The 17,178-nt window shown below is 67.4% G+C and carries 17 protein-coding genes; 5 read left to right on the top strand and 12 right to left on the bottom strand.

Annotated features, from left to right (window positions below):
* Window positions 1-81: 81 nt before the first annotated feature.
* The 3 genes from cls (at window position 82) to J7357_RS07215 (ending at window position 2,690) form a co-directional block, all read left to right on the top strand.
* Window positions 82-1,554 (top strand): cardiolipin synthase, encoded by a 1,473-nt coding sequence (gene cls / locus J7357_RS07225; RefSeq protein ID WP_209245581.1) that lies wholly within the window; start codon window positions 82-84, stop codon window positions 1,552-1,554.
* 102 nt (window positions 1,555-1,656) lie between these two features.
* The gene (locus J7357_RS07220) at window positions 1,657-1,923 is read left to right on the top strand and encodes a hypothetical protein (protein WP_010340662.1); all 267 of its coding nucleotides are present in this window, start codon (window positions 1,657-1,659) and stop codon (window positions 1,921-1,923) included.
* Window positions 1,924-1,937: 14 nt separating this feature from the next.
* Window positions 1,938-2,690 carry a pyridoxine 5'-phosphate synthase gene (locus J7357_RS07215; protein WP_209245580.1) on the top strand — a complete coding sequence of 251 codons (753 nt, stop codon included), beginning with the start codon at window positions 1,938-1,940 and terminating at the stop codon, window positions 2,688-2,690.
* A 194-nt stretch (window positions 2,691-2,884) separates the two neighbouring features.
* Here the strand turns inward: J7357_RS07215 and J7357_RS07210 are convergent, their stop codons facing one another.
* The 12 genes from J7357_RS07210 to dnaA all read right to left on the bottom strand — a co-directional run bounded on the left by J7357_RS07210 (window position 2,885) and on the right by dnaA (window position 16,290).
* The gene (locus J7357_RS07210; protein ID WP_010340664.1) at window positions 2,885-3,292 is read right to left on the bottom strand and encodes a biopolymer transporter ExbD; all 408 of its coding nucleotides are present in this window, start codon (window positions 3,290-3,292) and stop codon (window positions 2,885-2,887) included.
* 325 nt (window positions 3,293-3,617) lie between these two features.
* The gene (locus tag J7357_RS07205) at window positions 3,618-4,031 is read right to left on the bottom strand and encodes a biopolymer transporter ExbD (RefSeq protein WP_026143210.1); all 414 of its coding nucleotides are present in this window, start codon (window positions 4,029-4,031) and stop codon (window positions 3,618-3,620) included.
* 3 nt (window positions 4,032-4,034) lie between these two features.
* Window positions 4,035-4,460 carry a biopolymer transporter ExbD gene (locus J7357_RS07200; protein WP_010340666.1) on the bottom strand — a complete coding sequence of 142 codons (426 nt, stop codon included), beginning with the start codon at window positions 4,458-4,460 and terminating at the stop codon, window positions 4,035-4,037.
* 40 nt (window positions 4,461-4,500) lie between these two features.
* Window positions 4,501-5,265, bottom strand: coding sequence for a TonB-system energizer ExbB (exbB, locus tag J7357_RS07195; RefSeq protein WP_010340667.1), 765 nt, complete (start codon window positions 5,263-5,265; stop codon window positions 4,501-4,503).
* Between the two features lie 97 nt (window positions 5,266-5,362).
* Window positions 5,363-6,037 (bottom strand): energy transducer TonB, encoded by a 675-nt coding sequence (locus J7357_RS07190; RefSeq protein WP_209245579.1) that lies wholly within the window; start codon window positions 6,035-6,037, stop codon window positions 5,363-5,365.
* Window positions 6,038-6,189: 152 nt separating this feature from the next.
* Window positions 6,190-7,383, bottom strand: coding sequence for a tetratricopeptide repeat protein (locus J7357_RS07185; protein WP_010340411.1), 1,194 nt, complete (start codon window positions 7,381-7,383; stop codon window positions 6,190-6,192).
* Window positions 7,384-7,542: 159 nt separating this feature from the next.
* Entirely contained in the window at window positions 7,543-8,349 is an 807-nt protein-coding gene (locus tag J7357_RS07180; RefSeq protein ID WP_209245578.1) for a M48 family metallopeptidase, read from the bottom strand.
* A 68-nt stretch (window positions 8,350-8,417) separates the two neighbouring features.
* On the bottom strand, window positions 8,418-9,263 hold the full coding sequence (locus J7357_RS07175) for a type II CAAX endopeptidase family protein (protein WP_209245577.1): 846 nt from the start codon (window positions 9,261-9,263) through the stop codon (window positions 8,418-8,420).
* 82 nt (window positions 9,264-9,345) lie between these two features.
* Window positions 9,346-11,808 (bottom strand): DNA topoisomerase (ATP-hydrolyzing) subunit B, encoded by a 2,463-nt coding sequence (gyrB, locus tag J7357_RS07170; RefSeq protein ID WP_209245576.1) that lies wholly within the window; start codon window positions 11,806-11,808, stop codon window positions 9,346-9,348.
* Window positions 11,809-11,920: 112 nt separating this feature from the next.
* Window positions 11,921-13,021: a DNA replication/repair protein RecF gene (recF, locus tag J7357_RS07165; protein ID WP_209245575.1), complete on the bottom strand. Its 1,101-nt coding sequence runs from the start codon at window positions 13,019-13,021 to the stop codon at window positions 11,921-11,923.
* 507 nt (window positions 13,022-13,528) lie between these two features.
* A complete protein-coding gene (gene dnaN, locus J7357_RS07160; protein WP_010340416.1) occupies window positions 13,529-14,629 on the bottom strand; it encodes a DNA polymerase III subunit beta in 1,101 nt (366 codons plus the stop codon).
* A 320-nt stretch (window positions 14,630-14,949) separates the two neighbouring features.
* Window positions 14,950-16,290 (bottom strand): chromosomal replication initiator protein DnaA, encoded by a 1,341-nt coding sequence (dnaA, locus tag J7357_RS07155; RefSeq protein WP_209245574.1) that lies wholly within the window; start codon window positions 16,288-16,290, stop codon window positions 14,950-14,952.
* 261 nt (window positions 16,291-16,551) lie between these two features.
* Here dnaA and rpmH point away from each other — a divergent pair, with 261 nt between their 5' ends.
* Entirely contained in the window at window positions 16,552-16,692 is a 141-nt protein-coding gene (rpmH, locus tag J7357_RS07150) for a 50S ribosomal protein L34 (RefSeq protein WP_003469983.1), read from the top strand.
* A gap of 38 nt (window positions 16,693-16,730) precedes the next feature.
* The gene (rnpA, locus tag J7357_RS07145) at window positions 16,731-17,168 is read left to right on the top strand and encodes a ribonuclease P protein component (protein WP_029561743.1); all 438 of its coding nucleotides are present in this window, start codon (window positions 16,731-16,733) and stop codon (window positions 17,166-17,168) included.
* The last annotated feature ends 10 nt before the right edge of the window (window positions 17,169-17,178 follow it).

The raw sequence follows: 17,178 nt of genomic DNA, 5'->3' as shown, positions 1-17,178 counted from the left end.
CACGCGATCAGGCCACTCGCCACCATGCCCAGCCGACGCCGCCTTCGCCGCAACCTCCGCGCCACCCTCTAGAATCCGCCGATGCTCGTGATCGCGACTTTGCAGAACACCTGGGACCGGCTGACCGGCATCCCGCACATCGGCGCCTATCTGACCGTCGCCTACCTGCTGTACATCCTGTGGCTGAGCGGCTGGATCGTGCTGCAGAAGCGCGAGCCGGCTGCCACGCTGAGCTGGGTGCTGTCGCTGGCCGCCTTGCCCTATCTGGGCTTCGTCATCTATTACCTGCTGGGCCCGCAGAAGGTGAAGCGGCAGCGCCTGCGCCGCGGCCGCTCGCGCTCGGGCATGGAGCACTACAGCAGCTTATGCCCGCCGGATGCCGACTGCACCGAGCTGGCCAAGATCGCCCAGGCCACCACCGGCCTGGCGCCGAGTTCGGCCACCGCCGTGCAGTGGCTGGTCGACGGCGCCGCCACCTACGATGCGATCGTGCGCGACATCGGTGCCGCGCAGCATCACGTGCACCTGGAGTACTACATCTTCAATCCCGACCGCACCGGCACGCGCATCCGCGACGCGCTGGTCGAGCGCGCCCGCGCCGGCGTGCGCGTGCGCCTGCTGCTGGATGCGGTCGGCTCCTCGCAGGTGCGCAAGCGCTTCCTGCGGCCGCTGCTGGAGGCCGGCGCCGAGGTCGCCTGGTTCCATCCCACCCAGTTGCTGCGTCCGTTCAAGTTCAAGCGGCCCTGGGTCAACCTGCGCACCCACCGCAAGATCGTGGTGATCGATGGCCGCCTCGCCTTCACCGGTGGTATCAACGTCACCGACGAGGAGAACGAAGCGCTGCGCGCCGATGCCTACCGCGATCTGCACCTGCGCTGCGAAGGCCACGTGGTGCGCAGCCTGCAGCTGGTGTTCGTGGAGGACTGGCTGTACGCCACCCGCCAGGGCCGCGATGCCTTCGACATGGCGCGGATCTGGCCCAGCGACATGCCCAGCCGCGATGCCGGCAGCATCCAGGCGCAGGTGCTGGTGTCGGGGCCGGATTCGTCCTGGGAGAGCATCCATCGCCTGCAGGTCGCGGCGATCTACGAGGCGCAGCGGCGGGTGTGGCTGGTCACGCCGTATTTCGTGCCGGGCGAAGCCGCACGCATGGCGCTGACCTCGGCGGCGCTGGGCGGGCTGGACGTGCGCCTGCTGGTGCCCAAGCGCAGCGACTCGCGGCTGGTGACGCTGGCCGCGCGCTCGTACTTCGACGAACTGCTGCAGGCCGGCGTGCGGATCTACGAATACGGCCCGCGCATGCTGCACACCAAGGCGCTGATCACCGACGAGGACCTGTGCCTGGTCGGCAGCGCCAACTTCGACAACCGCAGTTTCCGGCTCAATTTCGAGGTCGCCACGCTGTTCCGCGACCGCGGGCTGACCAGGCAACTGGCCGAGCTGCTGGAAGGGGAGATGGCCGATGCGGTGCGCGTACGCGACGACCGCAAGCGCTCGCTGTGGCGCTACCGGCTGCCGGAGGCGGTGGCGCGGCTGACCTCGCCGCTGCTGTAAGCGCGGCCCCCCCGCGCCGGGGCCGGTACTCGCCGGCCGTCACGCCACGTGGAACCGGCACGCCCGGCGGCGCTACACTGCGCCATCCTTGGGGAGATCGTCATGTACTGGCTCTTTCTGCCGCTCGCGCTGGGTGCTTTCGTTCTGGCGTTCACGACGCCGCACATGTGGTTGCTGGTGGTGAGCCTGCTGGCCGCGCTGGCCTTCCTGCTGGCCTGGGCACGCGGCTGGTACGTGGCCAAGATCGGCGACGCCAGCCAGCGCGACGCGATGCCGATGATCGACCCGGCCGAACTGCGCCGGCTGCGCGAGCAGGCCGAGGCGCGCCGCGCCGCGGCCGCCGCCAGCGACGACGCCGCGGCGCCGTAAGCGATTCACCGGCGATGACCAAGCTCAGCGTCAACGTCAACAAGATCGCGGTGCTGCGCAATTCGCGCGGCGGCGACCTGCCTAGCGTGCTCGACGCCGCGCGCGCCTGTCTGGATGCCGGCGCGCACGGCATCACCGTGCACCCGCGCCCGGACCGGCGCCACATCCATGCCGAGGACGTGCTGGCGCTGGCCGAGCTGACCCGCGAGGGCGGCGTCGAATTCAACATCGAGGGCAACCCGTTCGCGCCACCGCGGCCCGGCTATCCCGGGCTGATCGCGCTGTGCGCGCAGACGCGCCCGGCGCAGGCCACCCTGGTGCCCGACGGCGACGGCCAACTCACCTCCGACCACGGCTTCGACTTCGGCCGCGACAGCGACCGCCTGCGTCCGCTGATCGCCGAGCTGAAGGCCCTGGGCTGCCGTGTCAGCCTGTTCGTCGATGCCGACAATCCCGCCCTGGCGGTGGCGGCCGAACTGGGCGCCGACCGCATCGAGTTGTACACCGGTCCCTATGCCGCCGCGTGGGAGCAGGGCGACAGTGCCGCGGCAGCGCCGTTCGCCGCCGCCGCAGGCCGCGCGCAGGCCGCCGGACTGGGCGTCAACGCCGGCCACGATCTGGCCCAGGCCAATCTCGGCGCGTTCCTGGCGACGGTCCCGGACGTGCTGGAAGTGTCGATCGGCCACGCGCTGATCGGCGAGGCGCTCTACGCCGGGCTCGACGCCACGGTGAAGGCCTATCTGGCAGTGCTGGCCGGCGCACGCTGAGCGACGCCGGCAACGCGAGGCAGGGCGCTTCCCTGGCAGACTGGCCGCTTGGCAGCCATCGCGTGCTGCAGTGCTCGCGCTCGGCGCAATCCAATCAGCGTGGGTCTTTGGCTGTCTCCCCCTGGCGGGGCGCCGTGCGGTGCCCGAGCGGGCGACGCCACCGACAACGGTGGCGTCGCATCGCCGGCTGCCTGTTACTGCACGAAACCGATGCGCTGCACGTCGGCGTTCTTGGCCGCCGCCAGCACCTTGGCCATGGCCTCGTAGTCGGCGTCCGGGCTGGCATCGATGCGCAGCTCGGGCGGATTGCCGGCCGCCTGCGCCATCGCCTCCTGCAGCCGCGGCTGCAGATCGCGCAAGGCCAGCGGCGCGGCATTCCAGAACAACTGGCCACTGGCATCCAGGCGCAACTGGATCGGGTCCGGTGGCGGCAGGGGTCTGGAGAGCGCCGGCGTCCGCTGCGGCAGGTCCATGGTGATCGTTCGCGTCAGCATCGGCGCGGTGACGATGAAAATGATCAACAGCACCAGCATCACATCGACCAGCGGAGTGACATTGATCTCCGCCAGCGGTCCCCGATTCCCTGCAGCACTGAACGCCATGGCCAGCCTCCTGTGGGTGTTGTGGTGTCGCGCCACCAGCCTACACCCGCGGCGCGGCGGGATGCGAGAGGCGGCGACAGGCGCGGGGCGGATTCGGCTCGGTCCGGCGGCGAAGCTCCCAACGGTCCAGGCCGGGTGCAGTCGAGAAGGGAGGCACGTCCACACTCGGGACGACATACCGCGCTACATGCCGGACCGCAGGCCGGCATCGTCGCAATGGGCAGGGCAACCAAGCGTGCACGCACAAAAAAACGCCACCGTTTCCGGTGGCGTTTGCAGTCGCGTCATGACTGAGGTGTTGCGGTGAAACGGATTGCGTTGAAGCTTATTGCTGCACGAAGCCGATCTTCTTCATGTCCGAGTTCTTGGCGGCGGCCAGCACCTTGGCCATCACTTCGTACTCGGAATCCGGATTGGCATCGATGCGCAGTTCCGGCTGGTTGGTCGGATCGCGCTGGACTTCGTTTTCCATCATCTGCGGGAGCGCAGTCACCGCCACCGGGCTGTTGTTCCAGAACACCTGGTTCGACGCATCGATCCGCAGATCGATCGGCGGCGGCGGATCGCGCAACTGCGGCGGCGGGTTGATGACCCGCTGCGGCAGATCCACGTCGATCGGGTACGTCATGATCGGCGCGGTCACGATGAAGATGATCAACAGCACCAGCATCACGTCGACCAGCGGCGTGACGTTGATGTCGGCCATGGGACCACGGCCGCCTCCTGAGCTGAACGCCATGGCTCAGTTCCCCTTCTCTTTGGTCGCAACGAAGCCGACGTCCAGCATGCCCTGACTCTGCGCGATCTTGGTGATCTCGTTGATCGTGCGCATCTTGGTGGTGCGGTCGCCACGCAGGTTGAGCGGCGGCTGCGGGGTCTGCTGTGCAGCGGTCGAGAAGCGCGACTCCAGGGCTTCCTTGGAGATCGGCTCGTCGTTCCAGTACAGCGACCCATCCTCCTTGACCGCCAGGGTGATCGGATTCGAACGCTTGTCGTCCTTGTCCGGATCCTGCTTCAAGTTGGCTTGGGGCAGCTCCACCTTGACCTTGTGGGACATCAGCGGTGCCGTGATGATGAAGATGATCAGCAGCACCAGCATCACGTCCACGAGGGGCGTGACGTTGATGTCGGCCATGGGGCCGCCGCTGTTACCACTACTGAAAGCCATAACGGGCTCCGTTAACGTTGCGTGGACGACTTAGCCGGGATCAGCGAACGCGCGAACCGGTGGCGAAGAAGTCGTGCAGGTCGTGAGCGAAGGTGTCGAACTTGGCGATCACCGAGCTGTTGACCTTGCTGAAGAAGTTGAAGGCGAACACGGCCGGGATCGCGACGAACAGACCGATCGCGGTCATGATCAGCGCTTCACCGACCGGGCCGGCGACGGCGTCGATCGAGGCCGAGCCGGTGGCACCGATCTTGATCAGCGCGCCGTAGATGCCCCACACGGTACCCAGCAGACCGACGAACGGCGCGGTCGCACCGACGGTCGCCAGCAGGGTCATGCCCGACTGCAGCTTGGTGCTTTCGCGGGTCACGGCCTGACGCAGGGCGCGGTCGACGAACTCCGAACGGCTCAGGGTCTCGCCCAGGCCGGTGCCGGTGCCGGCTTCGGCGCGCTGGTGGTGCGCGGCGGCCTGCGCAGCGTCCAGGGCGATCTTCGAGAACGGCTCGGAGGCCGGCTGCTCTTCCATCGCACGGATGGCGTCCTGGGCGTTCGGGGTGTCCCAGAACAGGCTGGTGACGCGGTCTGCCTGGCTCTTCAGACGGGTGGCGCGGAAGATGTTGATGATCGTCCAGTACCAGGACGAGGCGGACATGATGATCAGGGTGATGAGCACCACCCAGGAGACGGCGAAGTCACCCGGCTTGGAGGTCATTTCGGTGATCAGGTGCTCGAAGCCCATCTGCGACAGGGCGTTCGATGCGTTGTTGCCCCCCGCAGCAGCGGCGATGAAAATTTCCTGCAGCATGACGCTTACCTTTGTTGTGTGTGGTGGTGATGAGGGTGGTGCAAAGAGTAGACAGGGCTTGCGGACCGGCGGTGCGCCGGTCCGCGCAACCTTTGTATCAGTTCAGCGCGAAGTTGACCGGGACGCGAACGCGGCCGGCGGTCTTCTGTCCATTGACGACAGCGGCATTGAACCGCCACTTGCGCGCTGCTTCCATGGCGGCGCGGTCCAGGTCGCGGTTGCGGCTGGATTTCTCGACGGCAACGTTCGTGACGTTACCACTGGCATCGACGTCGATGATCAGGATCACCTCGCCCTGTGCGCCCGACCGGAATGCAGCCGGCGGGTACTTCGGCGGGTTCATGTTCTTCGACGAGATATCGACGCTCGCGCCGATGTCGGTCGGCTGCGCCGGCGGCGCGGGCGGCGACGGCGGCGTGGCGATGTCCGTGTCGCGCGGCGTCGGCACGTCGATCACCGGGGCTTCCGGCGGCGGCGGCAGCGGGGTCGGCTTCGGCGGCGCCAGGTTCTTCACCGGCGGCGGCGGAGTTTCCGGCGGCTTCGGCGGCGGCGGCGGCGGCGGGGGAGGCGGCGGCGGTGCGTCCACCAGGGTGACCATGATGTTGCGTTCCTTCTCCGCCACCGCCTTGGGCGCAACGGCCGGAATCAGCAGCAACATCAGCGCTGCAAGGTGCAGCGCGATTACGAAGGCAATACCGATGATGCGCGGCCAGCTGAGGCCGGAGGCGTCATCTTTGTCGTAATGCCGATGGATGACCAGTTGTTCCGTCATGCGCCAATGACTCGATTAAAGGGGGGCGGATCCCGCGGTGGAGCGGGACCCAAGTTCACGCGGCGATGACACCGCAGGAACCTCCAAGCTTATACCAATCCCTGTTACCTGCACTACTTTCAGCACTGGTAATCGGGGGCTTTTTTTGCGTGCTACTTCAGGTTGATGATCTTCTTGGCGTCTTCCGGCTTTTTGACGCCCTTGGCCAGCGCCTGCTGCGCCGCCTGCTTGGCCTCGGCCACGCGGCCTTCCGAATGCAGCACCTTGGCCAGGTTGAGGTAGGTTTCGCCGTCCTTGGACAGCGGCGCGGCCTTCTGCCAGTTCTCGATCGCCTGCGGCAGCTGGTCGGTGTAGTAGTAAGACTGCGCCAGCGCCAGGTAGGTCTGGTAGTCCGGCTTCAGAATGCCCTTCTGCATGCCTTCGTTGATGACCGCGATGACGTCCTTCTCATGGCCGTCGGTGTTGGCGTAGATCGAGTACAGCTGCTTGTATTCCTTCTCGTCGGTCAGCTGACCGGAGGTGCGCAGCTTGTCCATCACCGCTGCGGCCTTGTCCATCTGGTCGGCCTGCATGTACATGCTGGCCAGGTTGAGCTGGGCCTTCTTGTCGTTGGGCGACTTGGCCGCCAGCGCCTCGGCGGCCTTGACCGCCTCGCCGGTCTGGCCGGCCTCGGCATAGGACGCCATCAGCAGCTGGTTCCAGCTGTCCTTCGGTTCCGGCGACGCGGCGATGGCCTGCTTCAGCGCCGGGATCGCTTCCTGGTAGCGCTGCGCCTGGTACAGGGCCTGGCCCTTGAGGATCAGGTCTTCCGGACGGGTCGACTTGGTTTCGGCGAGGAACTTGTCCAGCGTGGCCAGGCCTTCGGCGGTCTGGTCGTCCTGCAGCTGCAGCTGCGCCAGCATCAGCATCGACTGGTAATGGCCGTTGTTGTCCAGGCCGTTGAACTGGATCGCCTGCTTCAGGTACGCCTGCGCGGCCTTGCTGTCGTCGAGGTTGTAGGCGGCCTGCGCGGCCAGCTGCGCGGCGACCGACTTGTCGTATTCGTTGGCGCCGCTGTTGCCCAGGATCTCATCGGCCTGGCTGCGCACCGACGCGTAGTCCTCGCCCTTGTTGTAGGTGTCGATCAGCTTCTGCAGCTTGCTGCCGAGCTTGGACGAGGGCTTGCCGTTGGGCTCCTTGCGCTCGGCGTTGGGGAACAGCACCGCCGCCTTCTCGTTCTTGGCATTGCGCGAGGAACGGTGGTCGGTGCGATCGCTCTGCGCAGCGGCATCGGTCACCACCGCGCCACCGAGGGCGGCGGCGATCACCAGGGACAACAACGCTTGCTTGCGAATGCGGAATTTCATGGGTCACCTCGGTGGATACCGCCCGGAGCGGCACGGAAGACGGAGCGGCCGTTCCTCGGCCGAGCCAGCAAACCTATCAGAAACCTGTACGCCGTGAAAACGTTTTTGGATGCGTTTTCTGTGACAGTGCCGGCGGCCGGCGCAGGGACGACGCCAGGCTCAGCCGCACTTGGGCGTCCTGCCGGCACTGCGCGCCTGCGCATAGACCGGTTCCAGCGCAGCGACGTCGCGCTGCAGCTCGCCGATGCGGGCACTGGGATCGGGGTGGGTGGACAGCCACTGCGGCGGACGGTCGCCGCCGGCGGCCATCATGTTCTTCCACAGTTCCACCGCCTGCGCCGGGTCGAAACCAGCCTGTGCCATCAGGCGCTGGCCGACGACGTCGGCTTCGGCTTCCTGCTGGCGCGAGCCGGGCAGCAGGAACAGCGTCTGCGCGGTCATGCCGCCGACCTGGCCGACGGTATCGGCCGCGCCCTGGCCATAGCGGGCGCCGGCCAGCGCGCCAATCACGCTCAGGCCTGCCTGCGCGCCGAGTTGTCGGGTGATGCGTTCTTCGTGATGGCGCGAGATGACGTGGCCGATCTCGTGGCCGAGCACGGCGGCGAGCTGGTCCTGGTTCTTGGCCACGCTGAAGATGCCGCTGTTGACCCCGACCTTACCGCCGGGCAGGGCGAACGCGTTTGGTTCCTTGTCGTTGAACAGCGCGGTTTCCCAGCCGGTGCCGCGCCATTGGTCGGGCAATTGCGCGACCAGCGCGTTGACCACGCAGCGCACGTAGGCGTTGCGCTTGGGATCGGTGTCCAGCTGTTCCTTGGCCTTGGCTTCGGCGAACGCCTGCGCGCCCATCTGGTCGAGTTGTTGTTGCGAGATGCCGCCGACGACCTGGGTGCGCCCGGTTGGCGATGTCGTCGTCGCACACGCTGCCAGCAGCATCGCGAGCGACGCGCCAAGTACCACTTGCTTCATACGGTCCCCCCTCCTGACACGCGTCGCAGTGTGGAGGGCCGCGTCTTAACATTTCGTCAAACAAACCTTCAGGTTGCGCCAAACCAGTACAGCCCGGCGACCGCGATGGCGTTGTTGAGGCCATGCGCGGCGATCGGCGCCCACAAGGTGCCGGTGCGCTTGTACAGCCAGGCGAACGCCGCGCCCATGCCGCCGTAGACCAGCCACAGCTGCGCGGTCGCGGCCAGGCTGTTGCCGGTGGTCCCCGGTACTTCGTGCACCAGGGCGAAGGCGGCGCCGCTGAGCAGCATGCCCAACCGCGGCCGGCCTGCGTCCCACAGCCGCCCGAACAGCACGCGGCGGAACAGCAGTTCCTCGTAGGCCGGGGCGATCACCACGGCGAACACGATCAGGAACAGCGGCATCTGCGCCATCGCGTCCTGCATCAACGGCAGGTTGGTCGGCACCGGCTTGATGCCGACCTGCGCCGCCAGCGCGGAAATCGCCGCGCTGCCGACGAACACCCCGACCGCGACCAGCAGCACCCAGCCCCAGGTCGACGGCGTGCGCGCCGCCTGCCACGAGGCACGCCGCTCGGCGGCGCTGGCCGGGCGGCGCAGGAAGTACAGCAACAGCGCCGCGGAGAGCGTGCTGACCAGGGCGATCAGCAGTTGCGCCAGCGCGCCAGGCTGGCCGACCCGCTGCGCCACCACCGATGCCAGACGATCTGCGGGGATGCCGTGCGCCTTCAGTTCCATCGCCAGTTGGAAGCCGCGGATCACGCCCCAGACCAGGCCGCTCAGCACGCTCACCGCCAGCAGCACCACCGCCGCCAGCAGCACGTCGAGGAAGAACCCGAGGATCGGCCGGCGCGGGCGGGCCGGCGGCGCGGACGGCAACGGCAGCGGGGTGGCGGGCAACGGCGGTGCGGTCATCGCGGTCCTGGGCGGAAGCGGGCGGAAGGCGCAGCGGGACGCCCCGTCCCGGCACGCAGGCCGGGGACGGGCACCGCCACGGTCAGATGTCGAGGTTGGCGACCTTCAGCGCGTTCTCTTCGATGAAGTCGCGGCGCGGCTCGACCACATCGCCCATCAGGGTGCTGAAGATCTGGTCGGCGGCGACCGCGTCCTCGATGCGCACCTGCAACAGGCGGCGCGTGTCCGGGTTCACCGTGGTCTCCCACAGCTGCTCGGCGTTCATTTCGCCCAGGCCCTTGAAGCGCTGGATCTGTCGGCCCTTCTTGGCCTCCTCGAACAGCCAGGCATGCGCCTGGGCGAAGCTGCTGATGGCCTGGGTCTTGTTGCCGCGCACGATCTGCGCGCCCTCGCGCACCAGCCCGTGCAGCGCCAGCGCGACCTCGCGCAAGGCCCGCAGTTCGCCGCTCTCGAAGGCGGCCATCGGCACCCAGCTGGTGAGCTCTTCGCCCATGTGACGGCGCACCACCTTCAACATCGCCGGCTTCTGCTCGCTGCCGCGCTCGAAGGACAGCGCGTAGCGCGCCGAGCCCAGGCTGCCGCGGTTGAGCACCGCCTGCAGCGCGTCCAGGCTCGGATGCGCTTCGCCCTCGCTCTCGAGCTGGGCGACGTCCAGCGGCGGCAGGTCGATCAGCGCGCTCAGCAGCGCCGGGTCGTAGCGGTGCGCATTGCGCGCCACCGCCTCGTTGGCGCTGGCGAACAGCAGCAGCAGCTTCTCCAGCGCCGCGCCGGTGATCGGCGGCTCGTTGCTGGCCGGGACCAGCGCCGCGCCTTCGACCGCGCTGCTGGCCAGGTAGGCGTTGAGCGCGTTGTCGTCCTTCAGGTACAGCTCCTGCTTGCCCTGCTTGAGCCGGTACAGCGGCGGCAGGCCGATGTAGACGTAGCCGCGCTCGATCAGCTCCGGCATCTGCCGGTAGAAGAAGGTCAGCAGCAGGGTGCGGATGTGTGCGCCGTCGACGTCGGCGTCGGTCATGATGATGATGCGGTGGTAGCGCAGCTTGTCCGGGTTGTACTCGTCGCGGCCGATGCCGGTACCCAGCGCGGTGATCAGCGTGCCGACCTGGTCGGAGGACAGCATGCGGTCGAAGCGCGCGCGCTCGACGTTGAGGATCTTGCCGCGCAGCGGCAGCACCGCCTGGTTCTTGCGGTTGCGGCCCTGTTTGGCCGAGCCGCCTGCCGAGTCACCCTCGACGATGAACAGCTCCGACAGCGCCGGATCCTTTTCCTGGCAGTCGGCCAGCTTGCCGGGCAGGCCGGCGATGTCCAGCGCGCCCTTGCGACGGGTCAGGTCTCTTGCCTTGCGCGCGGCCTCGCGGGCACGGGCGGCATCGACGATCTTGCCGGCGATCGCCTTGGCCTCGTTGGGGTTTTCCTGCAGGAACTCTTCCAGGCGTGCGCCGAAGGCGTTCTCCACCGCCGGGCGCACGTCGGAGCTGACCAGCTTTTCCTTGGTCTGGCTGGAGAAGCTCGGGTCCGGCACCTTCACCGACAGCACCGCGATCATGCCTTCGCGCATGTCGTCGCCGGTCAGGTTGATCTTGGCCTGCTTGGCGATGCCGTTCTGCTCGATGTAGGTGTTGAGCACGCGGGTCAGCGCGCCGCGGAAGCCGGCCAGGTGGGTGCCGCCGTCCTTCTGCGGGATGTTGTTGGTGAAGCAGTACATCGTCTCCTGGTAGGAGTCGGTCCACTGCAGCGCCACGTCCACGGTGATGCCGTTGTGCTCACCGGTGACCGAGATCACGTTCGGGTGCAGCGGGGTCTTCAGCTGCGCGAGGTGCTCGACGAAGCTGCGGATGCCGCCCTCGTAGTGGAAGTCGTCGCGCCGGCCCTCGCCGCGCTCGTCGGCGAGCACGATCTTGACCCCGGAATTGAGGAAGGACAGCTCGCGCAGGCGGCGCGCCAGGATGTCGTAGTGGAATTCCACATTGTTGTGGAAGGCCACGACCGACGGCCAGAAGCGCACGGTGGTGCCGCGCTTGCTGGTCTCGCCCAGCTTCACCAGCGGCGCGACGGCCGCGCCATTGCTGAATTCCTGCTGGTAGTGGAAGCCGCCCTGGAACACGTCCAGCAGCAGCTTCTCCGACAGCGCGTTGACCACGCTGACGCCCACGCCGTGCAGGCCGCCGGACACCTTGTAGCTGTTGTCGTCGAACTTGCCGCCGGCGTGCAGCACGGTCATCACCACTTCGGCGGCGGAGACCTCGCGGCCGAGCTTGGCGCTCATCTGCGCGTGCTTGCCGACCGGAATACCGCGGCCGTTGTCCGACACCGAGACCGAACCATCGGCGTGGATCGTCACCGCGACGTGGTCGGCATGCCCGGCCAGCGCTTCGTCGATGGAGTTGTCGACGACCTCGAACACCATGTGATGCAGGCCGGTGCCGTCATGGACGTCGCCGATGTACATGCCGGGCCGCTTGCGGACCGCCTCCAGCCCTTCCAGGGCGGTGATGCTGTTGGCGTCGTAGTTGCCGTTGCTGGGCGGGGTGTTCTGTTCGTCGGTCATGCGGGTGCCGTAGGCTCCACGAGGCGGCGAAGACAGGCGGGGGCCGGTTCGCGCCGCTGGATAGGGGATTGGCAGAAATTATAGCAGCCCGGGCCGCCGGACCCGCGGCGGGCTAGGAAAGGGCCAGGATCTGCCCATGTTCCACGTGGAACCGCGCGATCGGCAGGCCGGCATCGGCCAGCGCCTGCGGGGTTTCGGTGGCGGTGACGAAGACCTGGGCCGGCCCGGCACGCAGTCGCTCCAGAGCGCGCGCCTGATGGTGGCGGTCCAGTTCCGAGGCCAGATCGTCCAAGGCGATCACCGGCCACTCGCCGCGCTGCTCGGCGTAGTCCTCGGCCTGGGCCAGCAGGCAGGCCAGGGCGGTGAGCTTGGCCTGGCCACGGGAGAGCGCATCGCGGCCGGGAATCTCGACGAAGCTGAGGCTCCAATCGGCTCGGTGTGGACCGGCCGAGGTATAGCCAAGCTGACGGTCGCGTTCGCGGTTGAGCAGCAGCGCGTCGGCCAGCGACACCTCCTGGCGCCGCCAGCCGGGCGCGAACTGCAAATGCGCGATGCCCAGCGCCGGCGCCAGATCCGGGGCGAGGGCGAGCAGGCGCTGCAGCAACCGGTCCAGGTAGTCCTGGCGACGCGAGGTCAGCGGCTCACCGGACTCGGCCAGTTCGTGGTCCCAGGCATCCAGCGCTGCGCCGCTGCCACCGCTCTTGAGCAGGGCATTGCGCTGCTTGAGCGCGCGGGCATAGCGTCGCCACAGCGACAGAAAGTCAGGTTCCACGTGGAACAAGCCCCAGTCGACGAAGCGACGCCGTGGCTCGCCGCCGCCGCTGACCAGGAGATGGCTCCCTGGCTCGAAGGTGACCACTGCCAGCGCGGCGCACAGCGTGCCGAGATGGGCGACGTCCTGGCCGTCGAGGCGGCCGCGCCATTCCTGACCGCTGTGACGCAGGCCTGCGCGGCGCCGGCGAGTCGTGCCTGGGTCGCCCGCCTGCTCCTGCCATTCGACGAAGACATCCAAAGCGTCCTGTCCCTGCCGAACCAGGCCATCTCGCACGCGACCACGGAAGCTGCGACCGTAGGCCATCAGGTGCATCGCCTCGAGCACGGTGGTCTTGCCGGCGCCGTTGTCGCCGGTGATCAGGTTCAGCCCGGGCGCGGGCGCCAGCTCGAGCGTCGTGAACCGGCGCAGGTGATGGAAGTCGAGACGGGAGACGTGCATGCGGGGATAGAGGCGAGGGCGCTCGCACCGGGCGCACGCAGATCGAGGTTGGGGCAGGGCGGCAGCATACCCAAAATGGTCTGCGGGTGCCGTGAGGCGTTGCTGCCCGCGGCGCGGCGCGAGCGCCGTCTCAATGGGCTGATCGAGGCGTCGCGCGGGAGTCATGCCTTGGGCTATGCAGGGCAGGCCTGCCCTGATCCAGCTGGGCCTTTCCAGCAAAGCAACGTTCTATGAGGATCTGGCGGCGGCTGGAGCGTAGCCATCCAAGGGGTGTATGGCTGACAGAGCGACAACGCCACACGCCTAAGCTGCCCATCTTGCTGGCCGCGCTGGCGAAGACGCTCCAACGCCGCGTGGAGCTCGAGGGCCCCCGTTTTCCCTGAAGCGACAACTCGGCACCGCTTTCCTCGGGACAAAAGCAGTTTCACAGCGCTCCAAAAAAAGAAAACCCGGCACAAGGCCGGGTCGCTTTCGCACGTGTTCCACGTGGAACACGAAACGGGAACGTCAGAGACGCAGCGGCATCACCACATGACGGGAGCGGGCGCTGCTCGCTTCCCGAACCAATGCCGACGAGTTGGCGTCGCGCAGCTGGATCACCACGAACTCCTCGCGCAGCGCAGACAGGGCGTCGAGCAGGTAGTTCACGTTGAAGCCGATCGCCAGGTCGCTGACCTTGGTGTCCGCCTCCACTTCTTCCTGCGCTTCTTCCTGTTCCGGGTTGTGCGCACTGATCTTCAGTTGGCCCGGTGAGACTTCCACGCGCACGCCGCGGTACTTCTCGTTGGACAGGATCGCCGCACGCTGCAGTGCCGCGCGCAGGGTTTCGCGATCCAGCTTGACCTCGCGATCGGCCCCGATCGGGATCACCGCTTCGTAATCGGGGAAGCGGCCATCGATCAGCTTGGAGGTGAAGGTGACATCGTCACGCTTGACCCGCACGTGCGCGCGGCCGACTTCCAGCTCGACTTCGCGCTCGCCGCCTTCCAGCAGGCGCTGCAGCTCGGTCACGCCCTTGCGCGGCACGATGATCTGGCGCTTGGCGCCGCCGGCGTTCTCCAGCTCGGTCTCGCACAGCGCCAGGCGATGGCCGTCGGTGGCCACGCAGCGCAGGGTCTGGTCGCGCAGGTCGAACAGCAGGCCGTTGAGGTAATAACGCACATCCTGCTGCGCCATCGCGAACGCGGTGCGCTCGATCAGCTCCTTCAACGCCGCTTCCGGCACCACCACGCGTTCGGTGGCTTCCACTTCGTCGACCGAGGGGAAGTCGTTGGCGGGCAGCGTGGCCAGGGTGAAGCGGCTGCGCCCGGCCTGCACCGTGATCTTGTCGCCGGACTGGGACACGGTGACCTTGCTGCCGTCGGGCAGGGCACGCACGATCTCGAACAGCTTGCGCGCCGGGATCGTGGTTTCGCCGTCCTGGGCATCGTCGACCGCAATGCGCGAGACCATTTCCACTTCCAGATCGGTACCGGTCAGCGACAGCTGGCCGCCCTGCACCTGCACCAGGAAGTTGGCCAGAACCGGCAAGGTCTGGCGGCGTTCGACCACATTGACGACTTGCGCCAATGGCTTGAGGAAGGCTTCGCGCTGCAGTGTGAAACGCATGTGGTTCCGTGCCCCTATGCTTTAAAAGATGTGGAATAAATCAAAAGCTTGGTGGTGATGGTAGAGCGAAATTCGGTGCAAATGTAGCTCAAGCCACTGAATACAAAGAGTTTTTAACGCTCCCAATCCCGTGTACTACTGTCCCGGAACTGGTGGGGAAACCTGTGGATAGTTTCGCCGTCGCCGCCGCGTCGCGCTTTATCCACAGTTTCTCCCGGATTTGTCGCGAAGTCATGCACCGATTTATACCTGTTCCTGCGGGAGCCGCCCGGCGCATCGCCGAGCCGCGGCTCGGCCTGTCCCCTCGTTGCTCTCCAGGCTCACTCGCTGAGCTTGCGGATCAGCTTGTCCCAGTCTTCGCGGAGCTTGCCGTCGGTCTCCATCAGGTGCTTGATCTGCCGGCAGGCGTGCAGCACGGTGGTGTGGTCGCGCCCGGCGAACGCATCGCCGATCTCCGGCAGGCTGTGTTCGGTCAGTTCCTTGGTCAGCGCCATCGCCACCTGCCGCGGCCGCGCCAGCGAGCGCGTGCGCCGCTTGGACAGCAGATCCTTGATCTGCAGGCCGTAGTAGTCGGCCACGGTCTTCTGGATGTTGGGGATGCCGATCGCCTGCTGCTGCGCGCGCAGCAGGTCGCGCAGGGTCTCCTGGGCGAACTCGGTGGTGATCGCACGGCCGGTGAAGTTGGCGCGCGCCGCCAGCGTGTTGAGCGCGCCTTCCAGGTCGCGCACGTTCGAGCGCATCTTCTTGGCGATCAGGAACGCCACGTCGTCGGGGATCTCCGCGCCGCGTTCGCGCGCCTTGGCCAGCACGATCGCCGCGCGGGTCTCGAAATCCGGCGGATCGATCGCCACCGACAGGCCCCAGGCCAGGCGCGACTTCAGTCGCGGCTCCAGGCCCTCGACCTCGCGCGGATAGCGGTCGCAGGTCAGGATGATCTGCTGGCGGCCGTCGAACAGCGCGTTGAAGGTGTGGAAGAACTCTTCCTGGGTGCGGTCCTTGCCGGCGAAGAACTGGATGTCGTCGATCAGCAGCGCGTCCACCTGCTGGAACTGGCGCTTGAACTGGTCCATGGTCTTGTCCTGCAGCGCGCGGATCATCGCGCTGAAGAACTGCTCCGAGCGCAGGTACATCACTCGCGCGTTCGGGTTCTGCTCGCGCATGGCGTTGCCGGCGGCGAACATCAGGTGGGTCTTGCCCAGGCCGGTGCCGCCGTACAGCAGCAGCGGGTTGTGCGCGCGGTCGCCGGGCTTCTGCGCGGCCTGCACCGCCGCGGCCAGGCCGAGCTGGTTGCTGCGGCCTTCGACGAAGTTGGCGAAGGTGTAGTGCGAATCGAGATTGCCGGCGAACGGCTCCAGCAACGGCGGCGCCGGGGTACGCGCCGCCGCGGTCTCGCTGGGCGCTGCGGCGGCCGGTTCCGGCGCGCGCGGGCGCGACCCGACCTGCAGCAGCACTTCGCCGCTGCCGGCGAAATAGGTCAGCAGTTCGCGGATGCGCGGCAGATAGCGTTCGCGCACCTGCTCGACGATGAAGGCGTTCGGGGCGTACAGCACCATGCTGTTGTCATGGCGCTGTTCGGCTTGCAGCGGTTTCAACCAAGTGTGAACGTCCTCGGCTGGAAATTCGGCTTCCAGACGTTCCAGGCAACGGGGCCAAGCATCCATCAGATCTAAATTCGTCGATAGACCGGGCATGAAGGGCGCGCTCGGGCGCGGCGCATTCGGCCGGTGGGAGAGGAAAGCGGATGGATCAGACTACCACCGGCGCGCAGGGTCGGGAATGGTTTTCCCATGGCTATTCACAGATCCATCCACAGGCCGGGCGCGGCCGTCCTCCGTTCCCGTCGTCACAGGGAGTTGACCGCGGTGTGAGTGGTCCTATAGAATTTCCGGTTCTTTCCGCCCCATTCAGATCAGAGCGCCCCGATGGCCACCAAGCGCACCTTCCAGCCCAGCAACCTCAAGCGCAAGCGCGACCACGGCTTCCGTGCCCGTATGGCCACCGCCGACGGCCGCAAGATCCTGGCCCGCCGCCGCGCCAAGGGCCGCAAGCGCCTGAGCGCTTGATTGCTTCGCCGCCCCAGGCGGCGCCTGCAATCCGGACCGTGAATCATCCCGACCCGCGTAGGCGATTTCCTCGCTCTGCGCGGGTTCGCACGTCTGCGGAATACCGCGTCGTGTTCGATGCCGCGCGCCGCTGTTCCGAGCCGCTGATGAGCCTGCACTGGCGCAGTGCGCCGCACCCGGCGCGGCTGGGCCTGGCGGTGTCGCGCAAGGTCGACAAGCGTGCGGTCGTGCGCAATCGCATCAAGCGCGTGCTGCGCGAGGCCACGCGGCAGCTGCTGCCCTGGCTGGCGCCCGGCGATTACGTGGTGGTGGCGCGCAGCGCCGCCGCCCAGGCCAGCGGCGATCAACTGCGCCAGGCCTATCTGCGCCTGCTGCGTCGCGCCGGCGCATTGCCGGCCCAGGCCGCGGACGGCACAATGCCGCCGCCTCTTCGTCCTTCTTCCCCCACCTCCACGTCAGAACCCGCTTCTGGCTGAGCCGAGCTTG

It is taken from the genome of Xanthomonas sp. D-109, from assembly GCF_017746095.1.
GTDB lineage: Bacteria > Pseudomonadota > Gammaproteobacteria > Xanthomonadales > Xanthomonadaceae > Xanthomonas_A > Xanthomonas_A sacchari.
Note: the sequence above shows the minus strand (reverse complement) of the source record. Positions and strands in the feature narration are given on the sequence as shown.

Coding starts and splice junctions, on each gene's coding strand:
- cls (WP_209245581.1), top strand. CDS start 82: ATGCTCGTGATCGCGACTTTGCAGAACACCTGGGACCGGCTGACCGGC.
- J7357_RS07220 (WP_010340662.1), top strand. CDS start 1,657: ATGTACTGGCTCTTTCTGCCGCTCGCGCTGGGTGCTTTCGTTCTGGCG.
- J7357_RS07215 (WP_209245580.1), top strand. CDS start 1,938: ATGACCAAGCTCAGCGTCAACGTCAACAAGATCGCGGTGCTGCGCAAT.
- J7357_RS07210 (WP_010340664.1), bottom strand. CDS start 3,292: ATGGCGTTCAGTGCTGCAGGGAATCGGGGACCGCTGGCGGAGATCAAT.
- J7357_RS07205 (WP_026143210.1), bottom strand. CDS start 4,031: ATGGCGTTCAGCTCAGGAGGCGGCCGTGGTCCCATGGCCGACATCAAC.
- J7357_RS07200 (WP_010340666.1), bottom strand. CDS start 4,460: ATGGCTTTCAGTAGTGGTAACAGCGGCGGCCCCATGGCCGACATCAAC.
- exbB (WP_010340667.1), bottom strand. CDS start 5,265: ATGCTGCAGGAAATTTTCATCGCCGCTGCTGCGGGGGGCAACAACGCA.
- J7357_RS07190 (WP_209245579.1), bottom strand. CDS start 6,037: ATGACGGAACAACTGGTCATCCATCGGCATTACGACAAAGATGACGCC.
- J7357_RS07185 (WP_010340411.1), bottom strand. CDS start 7,383: ATGAAATTCCGCATTCGCAAGCAAGCGTTGTTGTCCCTGGTGATCGCC.
- J7357_RS07180 (WP_209245578.1), bottom strand. CDS start 8,349: ATGAAGCAAGTGGTACTTGGCGCGTCGCTCGCGATGCTGCTGGCAGCG.
- J7357_RS07175 (WP_209245577.1), bottom strand. CDS start 9,263: ATGACCGCACCGCCGTTGCCCGCCACCCCGCTGCCGTTGCCGTCCGCG.
- gyrB (WP_209245576.1), bottom strand. CDS start 11,808: ATGACCGACGAACAGAACACCCCGCCCAGCAACGGCAACTACGACGCC.
- recF (WP_209245575.1), bottom strand. CDS start 13,021: ATGCACGTCTCCCGTCTCGACTTCCATCACCTGCGCCGGTTCACGACG.
- dnaN (WP_010340416.1), bottom strand. CDS start 14,629: ATGCGTTTCACACTGCAGCGCGAAGCCTTCCTCAAGCCATTGGCGCAA.
- dnaA (WP_209245574.1), bottom strand. CDS start 16,290: ATGGATGCTTGGCCCCGTTGCCTGGAACGTCTGGAAGCCGAATTTCCA.
- rpmH (WP_003469983.1), top strand. CDS start 16,552: ATGGCCACCAAGCGCACCTTCCAGCCCAGCAACCTCAAGCGCAAGCGC.